Source organism: Actinoplanes sp. KI2 (assembly GCF_025630775.1).
Lineage (GTDB): Bacteria > Actinomycetota > Actinomycetes > Mycobacteriales > Micromonosporaceae > Actinoplanes.
The window spans coordinates 89,698-108,438 of record NZ_JAOSZE010000037.1 but is presented as its reverse complement, the minus strand read 5'-3'; the positions used below and the strand labels follow the sequence as shown (position 1 = coordinate 108,438).

At 71.9% G+C, this 18,741-nt stretch carries 19 protein-coding genes; 9 read left to right on the top strand and 10 right to left on the bottom strand.

What is annotated here, in order from left to right; all coding sequences use genetic code 11:
• Positions 1-466 (bottom strand): hypothetical protein (locus ODJ79_RS33785; RefSeq protein ID WP_263027696.1); only part of this gene is annotated, 466 nt, incomplete at its 3' end.
• Positions 467-576: 110 nt separating this feature from the next.
• Positions 577-1,581, bottom strand: a complete 1,005-nt coding sequence (locus tag ODJ79_RS33780; protein WP_263027695.1) for a LacI family DNA-binding transcriptional regulator — start codon at positions 1,579-1,581, stop codon at positions 577-579.
• Between the two features lie 36 nt (positions 1,582-1,617).
• Here ODJ79_RS33780 and ODJ79_RS33775 point away from each other — a divergent pair, with 36 nt between their 5' ends.
• A complete protein-coding gene (locus ODJ79_RS33775; protein ID WP_263027694.1) occupies positions 1,618-4,008 on the top strand; it encodes a beta-glucosidase family protein in 2,391 nt (796 codons plus the stop codon).
• Between the two features lie 17 nt (positions 4,009-4,025).
• Here the strand turns inward: ODJ79_RS33775 and ODJ79_RS33770 are convergent, their stop codons facing one another.
• Genes ODJ79_RS33770 through ODJ79_RS33760 form a run of 3 tightly spaced genes read right to left on the bottom strand, consistent with a single transcriptional unit; the run spans position 4,026 to position 5,470 of the window.
• The gene (locus ODJ79_RS33770; RefSeq protein WP_263027693.1) at positions 4,026-4,388 is read right to left on the bottom strand and encodes an Mth938-like domain-containing protein; all 363 of its coding nucleotides are present in this window, start codon (positions 4,386-4,388) and stop codon (positions 4,026-4,028) included.
• A 24-nt stretch (positions 4,389-4,412) separates the two neighbouring features.
• Positions 4,413-5,045, bottom strand: a complete 633-nt coding sequence (locus ODJ79_RS33765) for a class I SAM-dependent methyltransferase family protein (protein ID WP_263027692.1) — start codon at positions 5,043-5,045, stop codon at positions 4,413-4,415.
• Positions 5,042-5,470: a hypothetical protein gene (locus ODJ79_RS33760; protein ID WP_263027691.1), complete on the bottom strand. Its 429-nt coding sequence runs from the start codon at positions 5,468-5,470 to the stop codon at positions 5,042-5,044. Before ODJ79_RS33760 ends, ODJ79_RS33765 begins: the two co-directional genes overlap by 4 nt.
• Positions 5,471-5,617: 147 nt before the next feature.
• Between ODJ79_RS33760 and ODJ79_RS33755 the strand changes: the two genes are divergently transcribed.
• From ODJ79_RS33755 to ODJ79_RS33745, 3 genes are all read left to right on the top strand, one after another.
• Positions 5,618-6,181 carry a histidine phosphatase family protein gene (locus ODJ79_RS33755; protein ID WP_263027701.1) on the top strand — a complete coding sequence of 188 codons (564 nt, stop codon included), beginning with the start codon at positions 5,618-5,620 and terminating at the stop codon, positions 6,179-6,181.
• A gap of 27 nt (positions 6,182-6,208) precedes the next feature.
• A complete protein-coding gene (locus ODJ79_RS33750) occupies positions 6,209-7,591 on the top strand; it encodes an MFS transporter (RefSeq protein WP_263027690.1) in 1,383 nt (460 codons plus the stop codon).
• Between the two features lie 196 nt (positions 7,592-7,787).
• Entirely contained in the window at positions 7,788-8,270 is a 483-nt protein-coding gene (locus tag ODJ79_RS33745) for a hypothetical protein (protein WP_263027689.1), read from the top strand.
• Between the two features lie 106 nt (positions 8,271-8,376).
• Here ODJ79_RS33745 and ODJ79_RS33740 read toward each other — a convergent pair whose 3' ends face one another.
• On the bottom strand, positions 8,377-9,012 hold the full coding sequence (locus tag ODJ79_RS33740; RefSeq protein WP_263027688.1) for a CE1759 family FMN reductase: 636 nt from the start codon (positions 9,010-9,012) through the stop codon (positions 8,377-8,379).
• Positions 9,013-9,097: 85 nt separating this feature from the next.
• Entirely contained in the window at positions 9,098-10,177 is a 1,080-nt protein-coding gene (locus tag ODJ79_RS33735) for an LLM class flavin-dependent oxidoreductase (protein ID WP_263027687.1), read from the bottom strand.
• 361 nt (positions 10,178-10,538) lie between these two features.
• Between ODJ79_RS33735 and ODJ79_RS33730 the strand changes: the two genes are divergently transcribed.
• From ODJ79_RS33730 to ODJ79_RS33715, 4 genes are read left to right on the top strand one after another with little or no spacing between them, the layout of a single operon-like run.
• A complete protein-coding gene (locus tag ODJ79_RS33730) occupies positions 10,539-11,315 on the top strand; it encodes an SCO2525 family SAM-dependent methyltransferase (RefSeq protein ID WP_263027686.1) in 777 nt (258 codons plus the stop codon).
• Positions 11,316-11,349: 34 nt separating this feature from the next.
• The gene (locus tag ODJ79_RS33725) at positions 11,350-13,197 is read left to right on the top strand and encodes an SCO2524 family protein (protein ID WP_263027685.1); all 1,848 of its coding nucleotides are present in this window, start codon (positions 11,350-11,352) and stop codon (positions 13,195-13,197) included.
• A gap of 42 nt (positions 13,198-13,239) precedes the next feature.
• Positions 13,240-14,148, top strand: coding sequence for an SCO2523 family variant P-loop protein (locus ODJ79_RS33720; RefSeq protein WP_263027684.1), 909 nt, complete (start codon positions 13,240-13,242; stop codon positions 14,146-14,148).
• Complete coding sequence (locus ODJ79_RS33715; RefSeq protein ID WP_263027683.1) at positions 14,145-15,092, top strand: SCO2522 family protein; 948 nt, start codon at positions 14,145-14,147, stop codon at positions 15,090-15,092. The genes ODJ79_RS33720 and ODJ79_RS33715 overlap by 4 nt, the downstream gene beginning before the upstream one ends.
• Here ODJ79_RS33715 and ODJ79_RS33710 read toward each other — a convergent pair.
• The gene (locus tag ODJ79_RS33710) at positions 15,073-16,023 is read right to left on the bottom strand and encodes a DUF6879 family protein (protein WP_263027682.1); all 951 of its coding nucleotides are present in this window, start codon (positions 16,021-16,023) and stop codon (positions 15,073-15,075) included. The two genes, ODJ79_RS33715 and ODJ79_RS33710, sit on opposite strands and share 20 nt — an antisense overlap.
• Positions 16,020-16,937, bottom strand: a complete 918-nt coding sequence (locus tag ODJ79_RS33705) for an SCO2521 family protein (RefSeq protein WP_263027681.1) — start codon at positions 16,935-16,937, stop codon at positions 16,020-16,022. Before ODJ79_RS33705 ends, ODJ79_RS33710 begins: the two co-directional genes overlap by 4 nt.
• Positions 16,938-17,235: 298 nt before the next feature.
• On the opposite strand from ODJ79_RS33705, the gene ODJ79_RS33700 reads away from it, so the two are divergent.
• Positions 17,236-18,198, top strand: a complete 963-nt coding sequence (locus ODJ79_RS33700; RefSeq protein ID WP_263027680.1) for an FAD-dependent oxidoreductase — start codon at positions 17,236-17,238, stop codon at positions 18,196-18,198.
• Here ODJ79_RS33700 and ODJ79_RS33695 read toward each other — a convergent pair.
• Complete coding sequence (locus tag ODJ79_RS33695; RefSeq protein WP_263027679.1) at positions 18,184-18,720, bottom strand: helix-turn-helix domain-containing protein; 537 nt, start codon at positions 18,718-18,720, stop codon at positions 18,184-18,186. The genes ODJ79_RS33700 and ODJ79_RS33695 overlap by 15 nt on opposite strands.
• Positions 18,721-18,741 lie beyond the last annotated feature (21 nt).

Genomic DNA, 18,741 nt, shown 5'->3' with positions numbered 1-18,741 from the left:
CCCGGTCCTGCCGGTTGAGCTGCGCCCAGCGGCCGGCCAGCTGACGGCGGCGGCAGGCGACCAGGTGGCTGGCCAGGATGGCCGGCTGCCCGCCCCGCACGCACGCGTCGGCGCCGGCGGTGAGCACCGCGGCCACCGTCTCGGCCGTGGCGGAGTCGTCGACCAGGGCGACCAGCTGGGTGCGGTGCGGCAGCAGCCGGCGGGCGAGCGCGACGTCGCGGACCGCGTGGCCGACGAAGAGCAGCAGCTCGCCGGGGTGCACCTCGTCGAGATCGGCGGCGCTGCGCACCGACCACCCGGCCGGCAGGTGCTGGGCGAGGCCGGCGACCCGGGCGGCCGGACCGAGCACCGCGACCACCGGCCGCGGGCCCGCGGTGGCCGGCAGACTCGCCGGGTTCAGCGGGAGGCCGATCGCGGTGGCGCTGAAGTCGCGGGCATCGAAGTTGCGGTTGAGCTGCACAAGCATGGCGCTTTCCCCCTGTGCGTACGGTTCGTTTTCTTAAGTCACCTTCACCATTCGCCTTCAGCCTTTGGCACCCATGTGCCGTACCTGTGGGTTTCATGTATGCCGGTGATCTAGGCGCTCTCCCGGCGGACGAGCTGGATCAGCGTCTCGGCCGGGACGGCCGGTCCGGGCTTGCCGCCGATCGCGGCGACCACCGTCGCCGAGAGGTAGGCGGCCATCGTCGGCTGGTCGGTGGTCACCGTGGTCAGCGGGGGGTCGGCCAGCCGCGCCGGCGGGATGTCGTCCACGCCGATCACCGCCAGGTCCCCCGGAACCTCAAGACCGCAGGTGCGTACGCCGGCGAGCACCGCCAGGGCGACCTCGTCGTTGTAGGCGCAGACGGCGGTGACTCCGGCGGCTTGCCAGCGGCGTACACAATCCGCAGCCTGCGCCGCATCCAGCGGAACCGTCTCGATCGCCGGACCGTCGACCCGCCGGTCCCGGCACTCGGCGCGCACGCCGGCCAGCCGCGGCTCGGCGAAGATGCGCAGCCGGTCGTCGTCCGGGTAGGCGTACCCGATCCGGGTGTGACCGGCGGCGACCAGGTGCGCGGTCTGCCGACGGCCGACCAGCTGCTGTGGCACCTCCAGCTCGCGCCGGCCGCGCTGCGGTCCCCGGCCGAACAGCGCCACCACCAGCTCGACCCCGGCCGCGTGCATGGCCGCGACCTCGCCCTCGGAGAAGTCGGCGAAGGCGATCACCGCGGCCGGGGTGATCGCCTTCCATATCTCGGTGATCGGGCGGTCCTCCCGGTTGCCCGGGTGCGCGACCAGCGTCAGCCCGTGCCGGGCCAGCGCGGTGGACAGGTTGCCGAGCATCGAGCCCACCTCGGGGCCGATCGGCCAGTCCGGCAGCAGGCAGAGCACCACTTCGGAGCGCCCGGTCCGCAGCGCACGGGCGGCGGCGCTCGGCGCGTAGCCCAGGCGGGCGGCGGCGTCGAGCACCCGCGCCCGGGTCTCGGTGGAGATCGTCTGGCCCGGCGTCTGGTTGAGCACGTAGCTGACCGTGGCTCGGGAGACCCCGGCCAGCCGCGCGACGTCGGCACTGGTCACCCGGCGCGGGTTGTGGTCGGTCACGGTGACAAGCTTACTTACACGTGTAACCATGGTGCGATGTCCCCCGACGACCTCGCCTCCCTCGCCAAGTCGCTGGATCTGCCCGCCAAGGTGCGGCTGCTCACCGGCGCCTCCGCCTTCACCCTGCACCCCGAGCCCGCCGTCGGCCTCGGCGAGCTGCGCTTCTCCGACGGCCCGACCGGCGTGCGCGGGCTCAAGTTCGCCGGCGGCCGGGTGGTGTCGCTGTTCCCCAACGCGACGCTGCTCGCCTCCTCCTGGGACCCGAACGTGCTGTACGAGGTCGGCACGCTGCTGGCCGAGGAGGCGATGGCCCAGCAGATCCACGTGGTCCTCGGACCGACGATCAACCTGCATCGCACCGCGCTCGGCGGGCGGCTGTTCGAGGCGTACTCGGAAGATCCGCTGTTGACCGGACGGCTGGCCGCCGCGTACGTGCGCGGCCTGCAGGACAACGGCATCGCGGCCTGCCTCAAGCACCTGGTGGCCAACGAGTCCGAGACCGACCGCAACACCGTGGACAGCGTGGTCGACGAGGCGACGCTGCGCGAGCTGTACCTGCTGCCGTTCGAGATCGCCGCGCTGGAGGGCGAGGCCTGGTCGATGATGGCCGCCTACAACGATGTCAACGGCGTCGCCGCCACCGAACAGAACCACGTGATCAACGAGGTCGTGAAGGGCGAGTGGGGCTACTCCGGCCTGGTCATGTCCGACTGGTTCGCCACCAAGAGCGCCGCACCCGCGGCCAACGGCGGCCTCGACCTGGTCATGCCCGGCCCGGCCGGGCCCTGGGGCGAGGCGCTGGTCGCCGCCGTCCACGACGGACTGGTCGCCAAGGCCGTCATCGACGACCACCTGTCCCGCCTGCTCCTGCTGGCCCGGCGGGTGGGCGCGCTGGCAGATCCGCGTTCCTGGCCGTCGTCGCTGCCAAACCCCGATTCGGCCGTACGCCGGGAGCAGCTCACCCGGCTCGCCGCGGCCGGGATGACCGTCCTGAAGAACGAGGGCGACGTCCTGCCCCTGGACCGTGCCGGCCGGGTCGCGCTGATCGGCCGGCACGCGGTCGAGACGATCGACATGGGCGGCGGCTCGGCCCAGGTCAACCCGCCTCACCAGGTCAGCGTGGCCACCGGCCTGACCGCGCTGCTCGGCGCGCCGGCGGTGTCGATCGTCGACGGGGTGGAGGTGCGGACCCGCCCGGTCCCGTCCCGCTTCCTCACCGACCCGGTCTCCGGCGCGCAGGGCATCCGGGCAACCTTGTACGACGCCGCGGGGTCGGTGCTGGAGGACCGGCTCTGCCCGCAGTCGAAGACCATGGTCGGGATGGACGACGACTTCGCCGGGCCGGTCGCCTCGGCTCGGCTGTCCGGACGGGTCGGCGCCGAAGGACCGGTGGAACTGGGCGTCCTCGGCGTCGGCGAGTGGACGGTCAGGGTGGACGGCGCTTCGCCGCTGACGTTCCCGTTGCAGGCCGCCGGGAACGGCTTCGGCGAAGAGGTGCTGACGCCGCCGCTGCGGACCGACCGCTTCACGGTGGCGCCCGGCGCCCTGTTCGAGGCGACGGTCACGCTGACCACGCCGATGGGGCTGTTCGGGCTGATCGGGCACAACGCCCCGCGGGCCACGGTCGACGTGATCGACGACGCGGTGCGGGCGGCGGCCGCCGCGGACGTGGCCGTGGTGGTGGTCGGGCTGACCGAGGAACAGGAGACCGAGTCGGTCGACAAGTCCACGCTGCGGCTGCCCGGCGCCCAGGACGCGCTGGTCGAGGCGGTGGCGGGCGCGGCCCGGCGCACGGTGGTGGTGGTCAACGCGGCCACCCCGGTGCTGATGCCGTGGCTGTCCCGGGTGGACGCGGTGCTGTGGGCCGGCCTGCCCGGCCAGGAGGGCGGGCACGCGATCGCGGCGGCCCTGCTCGGCGACGTCGAGCCGGCGGGCCGGCTGGTCACCACCTTCCCCGCCGCGGACGGGGCAGCGCCGGCCTGGTCGGTGACCCCGGTCGACGGGAAGCTGCCGTATGCCGAGGGCACGTTCATCGGGTACCGCGGGCACTACGCGGGCCGGGCTCCGGAGCCGGCCTTCTGGATGGGGCACGGTCTCGGGTACGGCAGGTGGGAGTATTCGGACGTGCGCCTGGTCACCGGCGACGAGCCGGCGATCACGGCGACCGTCGAGAACGTCGGCGGACGGCGCAGCCGCGAGGTGGTACAGGTCTACCTGCGCCCGGTCGAGCCGGACGAGCCGATCCGGCTGGTCGGCTGGTCGGCGGTGACGGTCGACCCGGGACAGTCGGCCCGGGTGACCGTCCGGACGGACCCGCGGCTGTGGCGCAGGTGGGACGAGGCGACCGGGTCGTGGGGTCGCCTGTCGGAGGGCGGCACGTTCCTGGTGGCCCGGGGGCTGGGCGACATCCGGGCCACCGTCGGCTAGTTCCGCCCGCGGGCGGCTCAGCAGGTCGAGTGGAACAACCCGGCCACGGCCGTGGTCGCGCGCAGCCGGTTGTACAAGCCGACCGCCTCGGTCGTCTCCGCCACGTGCACGGTCACCTCGCGTGCCGCCAGCCACTCCACCGTCGACGGCGGTACCTCGAGTCGCTTCTCCATGCCCTGCGACAGCACGACCGCCACCGCGCCGGCGGCAAGCAGCTCCTCGATGTCGGCGGGCTGGATACCCGGCGAGTGGCCGGTGCCGGTCTCGGTCCAGTCCCACTCGCGGCCACCGCCGGGCCACACTTTCACGTCCTTGACCACGCCGAGCCCTTCGACCTCGAGCCGGCCCCAGGAAACCGCCAGAATCTCCGGTGACGTCACCCGGTCAACCTACCCGGCCGGCCGTCAGCGGAAGGTGAACAGGCGCGGCTCGGACGGGAGGGCTGTGCCGCCGTTCGGTGGGCGGCGGGACATCCCGACCCGGAATCGGGCGTCGCCGGGGGCGGTGAAGGCCAGCTCGGTGAAGCCCTCGGCGCGGAACTGGGCGCGGACCTCCTGGCTGGGGTCGGCGTCGGGGCGGCGGCCCCGGGTCCAGATCACGGTGGCGCCCGGGGTGGTCAGCGCGGGCAGGGCGGCGACCGTCCGGCACATGTCCTCGTGGGTGACGTTGCCGAAGACGCCGCAGGCCAGCAGGATGTCGGCGGGTTCGAGGGCGGCGTAGGTGGCGGTCGCGCCGGCGTCGGCGGTGCGGACCTCGACGGCCGGCAGGTCCAGGTCGGCGGCGGCGGCGCGGGCGCGGTCCGCCAGCTCCGGGGTGAGCTCGACCAGCACGGCGTGCACCTCTCGGCCGGCGGGGTAGGAGGCGAGGACGGGCAGGACGTCCCGGCCGTCGCCGGCGCAGATGCTGAGCAGGCGGACCGGTGGTGGGGCCGCGGCCAGGGCCTCGCTCAGGTAGCGCCGCACGACGACCAGCCGTCGCGCCAAAGAGGACTCCGCGACGTCGTAGCCCTCGTGCCAGTCGACCCAGTCCCGGGTCATTCCGGGCTGACCTGAATCAGGGGCTGTTCCCGGGCGTTGGCCGCCCGCATCAGCGGCAACACGTTCAGCGGGGTCAGGTACGGCTGGAGGCGCCGCACGTAGTCGGCCTGGTTCAGGACCGTGTTGCGGAGCTCGGCGAGGGTCCGGGCGCCGCATCGGACGTGGTCGGCCGTGCCCAGCGCGGCGCCGACGACGAGCGCGGGTAGCTCGGCCGTGAAGCGGGCCGTGCCGAGCGCCTTGGTCACCCGGGTGGTCACCGTGCGCGTTGCCGGGTCGAGGAAGACCTGGTACCACACGTCGCCGCCGGTGTAGACGACCGCGGACGGGCCGCCGGTCGACGGACCGGACAGGCCGAGCTCGGCCACCAGGAAGCGGAAAGCCTTCGCGACCTCGGTGTCGAAGGATTTTTCCCATTGCACAGCCATGCCGACCCCCGATCCCGGCGGAAGAACGGATTAGATCGACGAAATCAGATGCGATGCCCGCGCGCAACGGATTCCTACCACGATCTTGGGTACGAGGGTGCGCTCGGCGGCGGGCGGGAGAGCCGGATGGCGGGTAGAAAGGAGGGCATGGCGGAGATCGTGCTGATCCGGCATGGGCAGACGGAGTGGAGCGCGGCCGGGCGTCACACCTCGTACACCGATCTGGACCTGACCGCGGAGGGTGAGCAACAGGCCCGCGCCGCCGGTGACCGGCTCGCCGGGCGCGCGTTCGCCGCGGTGTTCTGCAGCCCGCGCAAGCGGGCGCTGCGGACCGCCGAGCTGGCCGGCCTGGAGGTCACCGAGATGACCGAGGACCTCGCCGAGTGGAACTACGGCGAATACGAGGGCATCACCACCGCCACCATCCGGGAGTCGCATCCGTCCTGGTCGCTGTGGACCGACGGGGCGCCGGGCGGCGAGACGCCCGGCGAGGTCGCGGCGCGGATCGACCGGGTGCTGGCTCGTGCCGGCGGGCTGCTGGCCGAGGGCGACGTCGCGCTGGTCGCGCACGGTCACTCGCTACGGGTCGTGGGCGCGCGGTGGATCGGCCTGCCGGCCAGTGGCGGGGGCAAGCTCAGGCTGGGCACCGCGACGCTGTCCACGCTCGGCTTCGAGCATGGCAACCAGGTGATCGACTCGTGGAATGCCTGACCGCGCCGGGTGCATGATGATCTACCGATGACCCGAGGCGCGCGCCGGCTGGCCCTGCTGGTGGCGGGCGCGTTCTTCATGGAGATCCTGGACGCCACCGTGATCGCGCCGGCGGCGCCGCACATCGCCGAGGATCTGCACGTCACGGCCGTTTCGATCAATGTCGCGATCACCGCGTACGTGCTGACGCTGGCCGTCCTGATCCCGATCAGCGGATGGCTCACCGAAAAGTTCGGCGCGCGCCGGATCTTCACCTTCGCGGTGGCCCTGTTCACGCTCGCGTCGGCCGGGTGCGCGGCGGCCACCAGCCTGCCGATGCTGGTGGCGACCCGGGTTCTGCAGGGCGTGGGCGGCGCGATGATGGTGCCGGTCGGCCGGCTCGTGGTGATCCGGACGACGGCGAAGACCGACCTGGTCCGCGCGATCGCCTACCTGACCTGGCCCGCGCTGGTCGCGCCGCTGGTGGCACCCGCGCTCGGCGGCGTGCTCAGCACGTACGCGTCATGGCGGTGGATCTTCCTGGTCAACGTTCCGCTCGGCCTGGCGGCGCTGGTGGCGGCCCGGGTGCTGGTGCCGGACGTGCGGGCGGACGACCCGGGGCGGCTGGACACCCGCGGTTTCCTGCTGGCGGCCGGCGGCATCGCGGCGCTGGTGTTCGGGCTGGAGGGGGTCGCGGCGGAGCGGCCACGCTGGGCGGTGGCCGTCGGCGCGCTGGCGTTCGCCCTGCTCGCGCTGGCCGGCACGGTCCGGCATCTGCTGCACGCCGACCGGCCCCTGGTCGACCTGCGGATCCTGTCGCTGAAGACGTATCGGGTGACGGCGCTGGGCGGCTCGGCGTTCCGGGCGGTCATCACCGCCATCCCGTTCCTGCTGCCGCTCTTCTTCCAGCTGGGCTTCGGGTGGAGCGCCGCGCGGGCCGGCCTCGTGGTGATCGCGCTGTTCGCCGGCAACGTCGGGATCAAGCCGGCCACCACGCCGCTGATGCGCCGGTTCGGCATCCGGACGGTGATGCTCGGCTCGGTGCTGGCCTCGGCGGCGTGCCTGGCCGGGATCGCGCTGCTCGAGCCGGCCACTCCCCTGCCGCTGCTGCTCGGGCTTCTGCTGCTGAGCGGGATCTTCCGCTCGACCGGGTTCACCACGTACCACACGGTCGCCTTCGCGGACGTGCCGTCGCCCCGGATGACCAGCGCGAACACGCTGATGTCCACGGTCCAGGAGTTGGGCGGCGGGCTCGGCGTCGCGGTCGGCGCGCTGCTGGTGCGGCTGGGCGGCGGGGTCGGCGCGCACGGGGACGCGGCGTTCCGGTTCGCGTTCGTGGTGCTGGCCGTGCTGCTGGTGGTGCCGGCGGTGGAGGCGTTCCGGCTGCCGCGCACGGCCGGCAACGTCGTGGCAGGCCGGGCCGGCGGGTAGCCCGCCCGTGGTACCACGCCCGGGTGGACCGGTCGGGCACCACTTGCCGGAAAGGGGCCGGAACGCGAGGTTCTCCTCTACGGGAAGGACTCCGTAACGGGAACTGGGCCGTTCCGGCTACCGCCCAGGCGGGATGGGCGAAAGAAGCAAAATGGCTTATGTTCTTTCCACTACCGGCGACGAGGAGGACCGACCCATGATTTTCTACGCAAGCGTTCCCGGCCGCGGTGTCGTCATCGCGCTCTGCGTCCTGTTCGTAGTGGTCACCGTGGTGGTCGTCCGGGCCGGCCGGCGCCGCCGGGAACGGGCCGGCGGCGAACCGGCCGCACCGCGCGCCACGGCGAAGGTGGTCGAGCCGCCCGCGGAACCTACGGTCGAGCTGCCCGGGACGCCGGCCGTCAAGCCCACGGCGCCCGAGGTCGGGCCGCCCGGGGTCCGGTCGGTCAGGCCCGAGGCGCCCGAGGTCGGGCCGCCCGGGGCACGCTCGGTCACGCCCACGGCACCCGCGGTCGAGCCGCCCGCGTTGCGCGCCGTTCTGCCGCCCGCGACTCGCACGGCCCGGCCGCCCGCCGAGGAGTTCCCCGCTCCGGCGCGCTGGCCGGGGATGAACAACTCCCGGTTCGGCCGGCACGCGGACGGGCCCCGGCACTTCGCCGCTGCGCCGCCCACCAGGAGGTGACGCGGGGACCACGGGGATGGACCACCCACCTCGCCCGGCGGCGGCGCTACGGCCCGGTGTGGCAACCAGGCCGCCGGCTCACCGGGGACTCGGCCTCGCCGTACGATCACATGGTTTTCAAAAGGTCCTCGAAGTTGGTGGTCAGGGCGAACGGGTCGAGCACCGTGACCGGATCGCGGCGCTCGAGCTCGTCGGCCAGCTCGCCGGCCGCGCGGGTGATGCGCGAGCGCAGCGGGCCGGCGGCGGAGTCGGCGCCGGAATCGCCGCCGGCCGCGCCGAAGTCGTCGGTGGCGGCGAAGACGGCGGTCGGCAGGACCACGGCGTGCAGGTACGCGAAGAGCGGCCGCAGCGCGTGCTCGAGCGCGAGCGAGTGCCGGGCGGTGCCGGCCGTCGCGGCGATCAGGACCGGCTTGCCGGCCAGGGTGTCCTTCTCCAGCACGTCCACGAACGACTTGAACAGGCCGCTGTAGCTCGCCGTGAAGATCGGGGTGACCGCGATCAGCGCGTCGGCGGCGGCCACCGCGTCGGTGGCCTCCTTGAGCGCGGCCGGCGGGAAGCCGGTGAGCAGGTTGTTCGCGATGTCGTGGGCGAGGTCGCGCAGCTCGATGACCTTAACCGTCAGATCGATGCCTTTCGACGCGGCGGCACCGACGGCCGCCGCGGACAGCTGATCGGCCAGGAGCCGGGTCGAGGACGGCTGGCTCAGACCCGCCGAGATCACTACCAGGGAACGCTGGTTCATGCTGTGCCCTCCTTTTGCATGCCCTTCTGGCCCTCGCCTGCGAGGCCGTCCGTAAGTTCCGCTGGGTGCCGCTCGGTGCAGGCGGTCATGCAGACACCTTCTTCGCGAGCAGGGAGGCGTGGGTGGGCGCGTCCGGGACGTGGGCGGGCTTGAGCGCGGCGAACTCCTTGCGCAGCACCGGGACCACCTCGCCGCCGAGCAGGTCGAGCTGCTCGAGGACGGTCTTCAGCGGCAGGCCGGCGTGGTCGAGCAGGAACAGCTGGCGCTGGTAGTCGCCGACGTAGTCGCGGAAGCCGAGCGTGCGGTCGATGACCTGCTGCGGGCTGCCGACGGTCAGCGGCGTCTCCCGGCTGAAGTCCTCCAGCGACGGGCCGTGGCCGTAGACCGGGGCGTTGTCGAAGTACGGCCGGAACTCGTTGACCGCGTCCTGGCTGTTCTTGCGCATGAAGACCTGGCCGCCGAGGCCGACGATGGCCTGGTCGGGGTCGCCGTGGCCGTAGTGGGCGAAGCGCTCCCGGTACAGCGCGACCATTCGCTGCGTGTGCGAGGCCGGCCAGAAGATGTGGTTGGCGAAGAAGCCGTCGCCGTAGTGCGCCGCCTGCTCGGCGATCTCCGGCGACCGGATCGAGCCGTGCCAGACGAACGGCGGCACGTCGTCGAGCGGCCGCGGCGTCGAGGTGAAGCTCTGCAGCGGGGTGCGGAACTTGCCCTGCCAGTCGACGACCTGCTCGCGCCACAGCTGGTGCAGCAGCGCGTAGTTCTCGATCGCGAGCGGAATGCCGGCCCGGATGTCCTTGCCGAACCACGGGTACACCGGACCGGTGTTGCCGCGGCCGAGCATCAGGTCGACCCGCCCGTCCGCGAGGTGCTGCAGCATCGCGAAGTCCTCGGCGATCTTCACCGGATCGTTCGTGGTGATCAGCGTGGTGGCGGTGCTGAGCAGCAGCTTCTCGGTCTGCGCGGCGATGAACGCGAGGGTCGTCGTCGGGGACGAGGAGAAGAAGGGCTCGTTGTGGTGCTCGCCGAGCGCGAAGACGTCGAGGCCGACCTCCTCGGCGTGCCGGGCGATGGTGACGATGTTCTTGATGCGCTCGCCCTCGGACGGCGTCTGCCCGGTGGTCGGGTCGGTGGTGATGTCACTGACGCTGAAGATCCCGAACTGCATGACCCGCTCCTGAGGTGGGTGGGGTGGTGCTTACGGCCGCCACAACGCCGCCGAGGACCGAAGTATTTCAAAACTAAAGAACTCACGCTGCGGCGGGGGTCACATCGGCAACCGGCACGAAACACCCAGTTCGCATGTCCCCCGGACAGGTGGGTGATCCTCTGACTGGTGGCGAGTTTTCCACCGAATCGCCGTGTAGTGGATCGCAGAGAAGAGGAAAATGGCCTACCGTGCACGTCGTTCCTCGCGGACGGTTGCGCCGTGACTAGGGAGGATCTAATCTCTGTCGGGTTAGGCCGACCCTGGCGCTCCCCAGCTTCGACCGCGTGAGCGTGTTTCCGATGGCGCTGGAGGAGTTCCTGTGGGTGATAGCGGTCCAACCATCGCGGAGACGTTGGACGAAGTCTCCAATGAGGATGCACCCTGGGATTACTTCGACTCCGACAGCTACTTCTGGCACAACTACGGCCATCTCCGCGCCGACGACAAGCAGATCATCGACATCGTCGCCGACTTCTTCGTGCACTGCTTCGACCGCGACCGGCCGCGCAACCTGGCGAACGCCATCGACGTCGGCTCCGGGACCAACCTCTACCCGGCGATGACCATGCTGCCGTTCGCGTCCCGGGTGACCCTCTTCGAGCGCTCGCCCGCCAACCGCCAATGGCTGATCGACGCGCTGAACGAGCCGCAGGGGTCGTGGGACGAGTTCTGGAAGGCGGTCGCCGCCGGCCGGCCGACGTACCAGCGGATCCGCAAACCGCTGGAGGTGCTGGCGATGCGGGCCTGGGTGACCAAGGGCAACGTCTTCGCGCTGGGCGCCGACGACAAGTACGACCTCGGCACGATGTTCTTCGTGGCCGAGTCGATCACCACCCGGGACGACGAGTTCCGCCGCGCGACACTGAACTTCGTCGACTCGCTCAAGCCGGGCTCGCCGTTCGCCGCGGCCTTCATGTGCCGTTCCGAGGGCTACTTCGTGGGCTCGACGTTCTTCCCGGCACACTCGATCGACATCACCGACGTGGAGATGTGCCTTGCCGATATCGCGCGGATAAGCCAAATTGAGAAAGTCGCGAGCGAGGACCTCCGCGCCGGCTACAGCGGGATGATCGTGGCGACCGGATGGAAGAGGTAGCACAGCCCACGGATGGGTAGGTGACGGCACACCTATGCAGATCCAGCCGCGTCAACGGTTGCTCGACATCTGGCAAGCCACCGCCCGGGTGTCCTTCCGGGACAAGCAATGGGTCCCTGACGGCCTCAACTCGATCAGCGACGCCGAACAGCTGCTCTGCATCATGGCGCCGGCCACCGGGATCCCGCTGTTCCGGCTCGACCAGCCCGACGAGGTCGCCGCGGACGTGCAGGACAAGCTGCGGGCCCTCGGCGACAACCGGGAGATCCCGGTACAGCTGATCAAGGCGCTCACCGGGTACCTCACCCAGTACACCGCGCCCGACGGCACCCCGATCTTCTCCGGCGGCGGCTACTTCCGCTCCGATGTGGAGGGTGAGGACGTCAAGCAGGCGCAGCGGGATCTGGACGTGGTGGACTCGTTCTCGATCTCGGTGACGCTGATGCTGGCGATCATCGGTTTCACCAAGATCTTCCGGCAGGTGATCAGCCGGCCGGCCCTGATCGAGGACGTCGAGAGCCTCGAGCGGATGGCGAACCGGCGCCTGTCCGCGGCGATGATCGGGCTGCTGCGCAGCTTCGCCGTCAACGTCTTCTCCGCCGACAGCGACTTCGGCGACGAGCTGATCCGCACCGTCAACCAGGAACGGCGCCCGATCCCCCAGGTGGTCGACGAGCTGCGCCGGGCCCTGCGAGAGATCAACGCCCGGTTGCGGGACGACGTCACCATCGGGTCCGGCTCCGCCGAGGGCACCGAGCTGGACAACCCGAACCGGCTCTTCGAGTGCGGCTGGTCGTGGGGTGTGGTGCGCGAGGCGCCGGAGATCCAGACGGCGCCCGAGACCGGCGATTTCCAGCAGAAGCCCGGCGTGGCACAGAACGCGCCCTACCTGTATTTCACCACCGTCGCGCTGGACGCGATCCAGGCGCTCTCCTCGGAGCGCACCCGGCTGCTCGGCCTGCTCGACCCGGAACAGGCCCGGCTCGCCCAGTCGCTGCAGCTGCGCTTCGAGCTGACCCGGTCGTACTGGGCCACGATCGCGACCTTCGGCGCCGGGCGCTGGCCCCTGGAGGACCTCCCCTGGCGTACCACCGACGGCATCGAGTCCGACTACTTCAGCCTGCTGGTCAGCGGCATGGTCATGCAGAACATGCTCTCCACCCGCACCTCGGACACCGATCGCCGGCGAGTCGCCGAGGTGCTGGACAAGCTGGCCAGTCGCAGCCGGATCACGTTGCGCTCGACCAAGCCGGAGACCGCGATCGCGGTGCACTACCCGGGCGTCCGCTTCCCGCTCGAGGGCAGCGAGGACGTCGGCGGCCCCACCTTGGCCTGGACGGTCGCCGACTACGCGCCGACCCTGCTCCGTCGCACGCTCGACCTGGCCCGCACGCTGACCGACAACGAGGGTCGCAGCCGGCTGATCGAGCTGTCCAACTCGATCTGGGACCACCTGCACTCCCGGATGATCGTCGACGGCGACGACCGCGACCTGTGGGACCGCCCGGCCGGCGCGTACTCCTACCTGGCCCGGGAGGACGACGGCCCGGGCGAGGCGTCGTGGTACTACACCAAGCGCGTGGTCGACTGCCTGGTCGCCGCGGCCGAGCTGATCCAGGAGACGGCGCCGGCCAGCGACCTGCTCGGCCAGATCGCCGAGGACCTGCTCAACGAGGCGGAGTACCTCTACGACCGGGAGCTGCTCAACGGCACCACCACCCGCGGCGAGGCGTTGAAGGTCGAGCTGGAGCGGATCGGCACCGAGCTGCGCCGGGCCCGCACGGTGCGGCCGGGGCGCCCGGGGGTGGCGGTCGCGCTCACCGAGGACGTGCTGCGCCGGCTGGATCGGCTGTCGGCGGCCCGGCGCGCGGAGGCGGGGTGAGCTGATGCTGATGTTGGCGACCTCCGAAGGCCGGGTGAGCGGATGCTGATCTTCGCGACCTCCGACAAGGGCGGCACCGGGCGGTCGGTGACCAGCTGCAACCTGGCGTACCGGCACGCCCTGCAGGGCAAGGACGCCTGCTACCTGGACTTCGACTTCGGCTCCCCGACGGCCGGCGCGATCTTCGACCTGCCGGAGGCGCTGTCCGGCGTCGCGGGCGGCGGGCTGCACAGCTATCTGATCGACGGCGAGACCGAGCCCCGCACGATCAACGTCTGGGCCGCGTCGCAGCGGGAGGCGCTGCGCAAGCGGCCGGGCGGCGCGGGCGAGCTCACCCTGCTCCCGGGCGACCGGGGCCGCGGCGAGTTCAGTTCCGGGCCGGGCATCGTCGAGCGCTGCGCCGAGCTGCTGCTGCGGCTGGACGAGGAGTACGACCTGGTGCTGGTCGACCTGAGCGCCGGCCGCTCGTACGCCACCGAGATCGTGCTGGAGGCGACCGCCTCGGCCGAGATCAACGCCCGCTGGATCGTCTTCCACCGCTGGACCCGGCAGCACATCATCGCCGCCAGCAACCTGGTGCAGGGGCCGCAGGGCATCCTCGAGACCGGCGAGCAGAAGGGCCACCGCAAGGCCGAGCTGGCCGAGCGCATCCGCTTCGTGCGTACGGCCGTGCTCGACCCCTCCGCCCCCGAGCAGAACGGACTGCGCCCCGAGCAGCTGGCCTGGCTCGACGTCTGCAACCGCCGGTTGCAGGAGCTGGCCGCCCGCAGCGGGGTCGGACAGGCGAAACTGCTCGGCGAGGTGCCGCTGGACCCGGTGCTGCAATGGCAGGAGCAGCTGCTGTCCAACGACGACGTGTGGATGTACCGCACCGCCAACGAGCGCACGGTCAACGCCCTCGAGGAGCTGGCCAAGAAGATCGTGGACGAGAGCGCGTGGGAGAGTCTGTGACCACGTCCGACGACGTGTTCACCGAGGAGAGCGCCCAGCCGTCGGTCCGGGCCGTCGCCCTGTCGCACCTGTCCGTCGAGCTCGGCCACCTCTACATGGACGACTTCGTCCAGGGGCCGGAGCGGCTGCGGGAGCACTTCCGGCGGGTCGCGCCGTGGCTGCCCCCGGCCCTCGGCCGGCTGGCGGCGGCCCGGCCCCGGGTCAGCACCTGCTTCCTGATCGACGACTACTTCACCCGGTTCTCCACGCCCTGCGAGGTGGTGCCCGCGCTCGTGGACGCGGCCGCCGAGCACGGCCTGACGATCGACTACGTGGCCCGGGAGTCGGGTTGCGCGCGGGTCGGCGACCTGGACCTCGCGGCGGTCGTGCAGGCGCACATCGTGGACGAGCCGCCCGCGGGCGCCACCGGCGGCCGGCCGCCGACCAGCGTGTCCGGCTGGCTGACCAACGGCGAGCGGTCGCCGGCGACGGCCGCCGCCGCGATGTCCGCGCCGCGGGAGTGGTTGCCGCCGCGGGAGAACGCCGTACGGAATCACTCGATCTTCGTCGACGTCGAGCTGTGGAGCGAGGAGGACGGCGTCCGGCTCTGGTCCTGCCCGTTCCTGGCCGCGGTCTGGCAGCTCCAGCGGCTCGGGCTGCTGCGGCACCGCGGCGAGCCGGTCGCCGAGCCGGTGCCGGTCGCCGCCCCGGAGGCGTTGCCGGCCGACTGGGACGCGATGCCGGCCGTCGTCCGGCTCAACCCGAAGGCGCAGCCGTTCCGCGCCTACCGCACGTTCAGCGTGCTGGACCGGCGGTTCCTGACGATCGAGCACGCGGTCCGCACGATCCTCGGCCAGATCGCGGTCAACCCGCGGGTGGCCGTCCAGGTGCTCGACCGGGCCGCCGCCGAGGGGCTGGACCTGCCGGCCGAGCCGGTCGAGCGGATCAGCTACGTGTTCGACTGAGCTCGCGGGAGACCTCCCACAGCTCCCGGAACAGCTGCGAGCACTCCTTCACCCGCGAGTCGGTGAGCACCAGGCGGGTCTCGGCGACCTGCGCCTGGCTGGGATCGGTGGTGGTCGGCGTCGTCTCGTACGCGAGGATGTTGTCGAACAGGATGAGGTCGCGCACCTGGACCTGCAGCGGGGTCGGCACCGCCCGCCGGTCCAGCAGCCGCACCTCGATCATCATCTCGCGCTGTTCCTCGTACGCCCGGCGCAGCACCGGGTCGTCGGCCATCGACGGCGTGTCGAGCACGAAGATCCGCCGCACCCGCTTGCCGTCGCGGGCCGCCCGCCGCTGTGCGTCCAGATAGCGCTGGCCGATCTCGCTCTGCCACAGGTCGTGGTCGACCGCGGCCAGGCTGATCGCGTCGATGCTGGTGGTGGCGGTACGGGTCAGGCCGAGCAGCCAGTCCCGGTCCTCGCCGTAGTAGGTGACCGTGCCGCCCTCGGCGAGCTGTTTGAGGAAGGCGGACATCTCCGCGATCTTCGCCTGCACGAAGCGGTAGACGATCGGCGGCGAGTCCGGGGAGATCTGCGTCGAGTTGCGGACCAGCTGGGTGACCAGGTCGGTCTGGAGCGCCGACGCCTCGATCAGCCCGAACAGCGCGGTCGCCTCGCTGATCTCCGAGAACGCGTCGCCGATCAGTTGCTTCATGTCCGCCATCCCGTCCCGCTCCAGCTGCTCGACGGCGGCCAGCCGGTTCTCGAAATCCACCAGGAAGCGGACCATCAGCGCGATGCCGCCGATCAGGATCGACAGGATGATGCAGATCGCCTGCGGCTGGTCCAGCCCGTTGGTCACCAGGAAGGTCACGCCGCCGCTGGCGACGGTCAGCAGAGCGGTTTTGAGGACGCTGTCGCGGGCCATCCGCTCCCGCATCTCGGCGGTCACGAGCGGGTCGCCGAGGACAGGGACTCGGCCAGCATCACCGAGAACTGGTCGCGGATGCGGGTGGCCAGCGTGGTCCACTGCCGGGTGAAGCCGGCCCGGCGCTCCAGGACGGTCCACATCGCCTCGGTGAGCTCGTCGGCGCGGGCCGCCGGCATCCACAGGTGCAGCAAATGGTCGACGGCCGGGCCGAGCCGGCGCAGGGTGTCCGCCCGCGGCCGCAGGCCGGCCGCGGACTTGCGGACGCTCTCGATGAGCGTGGACAGCAGCCAGTCGTGCAGGGCGATGTCCTCGCAGGCGGCGGCCAGCCGGTCGGCGTCGCACTCGCCGGCGGTGAAGCGCAGCAGCCGCAGCCGCCGGTCGTGCACCTCGAAGTGGACACCGGAGAGCGACCGGCCGGGCCGCGCCACCCAGCGCAGCCGGGAGCGGGCCGCACGAAAGGAGTCCTCGGGGCCGCCTCGGGTGGCGCTCTGCACCTCGTTGGTGGCGCGCTGGGCGACCGCGCCGAGGTCGAGGGCGGCCGGCGCCCGGTCGGGGCTGCCGAGCGCGTCGGCGATCGCGTCCCACCGGGGTTTGCCGAGCGTCTCGATCCGGCCGGGCTGGGCCAGGTAGTGCGACCAGGGGCGGCGGGCGGTGTGCGCGGACGGGACGATCGTCGCGTACGCGGAGCCCTGCACCACCTCGTTGTCGGTGATCGCCGCGCGCTGCAACGCCGTGCCGATCCCGCGGACCGGGCCGAGCGCGCAGTCCACCCCGACCGGCCGTTCCGGGGAGCGCACATAGGACCGTGGGCGCGTGTGGACCAGCACCCGCTCGCCGGCGACCAGCTCGACCAGGCTCCGCCCGTCGTCGTCGCTCGACGACGGATCGCGCCCGCGCAGCAGTCCGGTGTCGACCTCACCCACGACGAGCACCATGGCCCCCCATTCTCGGCGGCGCGGGGACCTGGGGCGGCGATGAGGAATGCTGGTCATCGATGACCGTCTGCGCGCCCCAGCGGCGCGTCCCCGCCCGCATGACGCCAGCCGTTCGATTGGACCCCAAGAACCCGCGGAATGCAACAGTCCGTGATCGATCCAGCGCGGTGGGTGCGCATACCATCAACGCGGGGGTGATTCAAGGCGTCTGATCCCGTATGCGCATCGTCCGCACATTCATGTTTCTCAGGTGGCCTAGCCCCCACAGTGGAGCGTCGATCACCGTTAGCTTCGAGTGATGAACCGACCCGATGTGCTCGTAGTCGGCGCCGGTGTCTCCGGGCTGACCACGAGTCTGCGACTGGCCGAGCACGGCGTACGCGTCCGGATCCGGGCCCAGGATGCCCCCGCCGACACCAACTCGGCCGCGGCCGGCGCCATCTGGGATCCCATCTACGCCGAGCATCCGCGGGTGCCGGAGTGGGCCCAGCGCAGCTACGAGGTGTTCACCCGGATGGTGGCCGACGGCTTCCCGGGGGTGCGGCTGGTCGACGGCGTCGAGGCCGACCGCCTGCCGATCACCTCGCCGGAGTGGGCACGTGGCCTGCCCGGCTTCCGCGAGTGCGACCCGGGCGACCTGCCGCCCGGGTTCGTGCACGGCTGGCACTACACCGCCCCGATCATCGACATGCCGCCGTACCTGGCGGCGCTCGAGGCGATGGTCCGGGCGTACGGGGCCGACCTGCACTTCGGGCGCCGGCTGACGTCGCTGGCCGAGGGCTTCGCGGATGCGCCGATCGTGGTCAACTGCAGCGGGCCGGGCGCCCGCGAGCTGGTGCCCGACCCCACGGTCCGGCCGATCCGGGGCCAGCTGGTCGCGATCCGCAACCCGGGGCACCGGGAGTTCTTCGCCGAGCACACCGAGGAGCTCGGCGAGATGATCTACCTGCTGCCCCAGGGCGACATGCTGCTGCTGGGCGGCAGCGCCGAGGAGGGCATCGACGATCCCGCGCCCGACCCGCTGGTGGCCGACGCGATCGTCAAGCGCTGCGGCGACATCTTCCCGGAGATCCGGCACGCGGAGATCCTGGAGAACCGGGGCGGCATCCGGCCCGCCCGCGCGATGATCCGGCTCGAGCACGAGGATCTCGGCGACCGGCACATCGTGCACAACTACGGGCACAGCGGGGCCGGGGTGAGCCTGTCCTGGGGCTGCGCCGACGACGTCGCGGCGATCGTGGGCCGGCTACTCGGGCGCTGACGCCGTCGGAAAGAGGATCGGGCTGAGCAGGTGGGGCGTGCGGCCCTCGGCCGGCTCGTTGCCCAGCACCGGGAGGATCGCGTCGCGCAGCCCGGCGATCAGCTTCGCCCGCTCGTCCTCGGTCAGCCAGATCGCGTGCTGCCGATACCCGACCAGGTCGGCGGCGGGGTCGGCGTCCGGGCCGTCCAGATAGGAGCCGAACTCGGCCAGCAGCACCGCCATCGCGGTGGCGAACACCCGCCGGTGGTCGTCGACGGTGGCCGACGCGGCCTTCTCGGCGGAGATCGCCGCCCGCTCGCGGCGCAGCCGGTAACTGCGCTCGACGAAGCCGCGCACCCGCTGCTCCCCCGCCACCTCGAGGATGCCGGCGTCGGCGAGCGTGCCGACGTGCCGGTAGACCGTGGCCTGCGAGACGTCGGGCAGGCGGGCGCACAGCTCGGCCGTCGTGACCGTGCGGCCGCCGGAGAGGGCGTGCACGATCCGCAGCCGTACCGGATGGAGAAGAAGCTCGACCGGGTCCATTCCCCTATTTTCGCACACCTG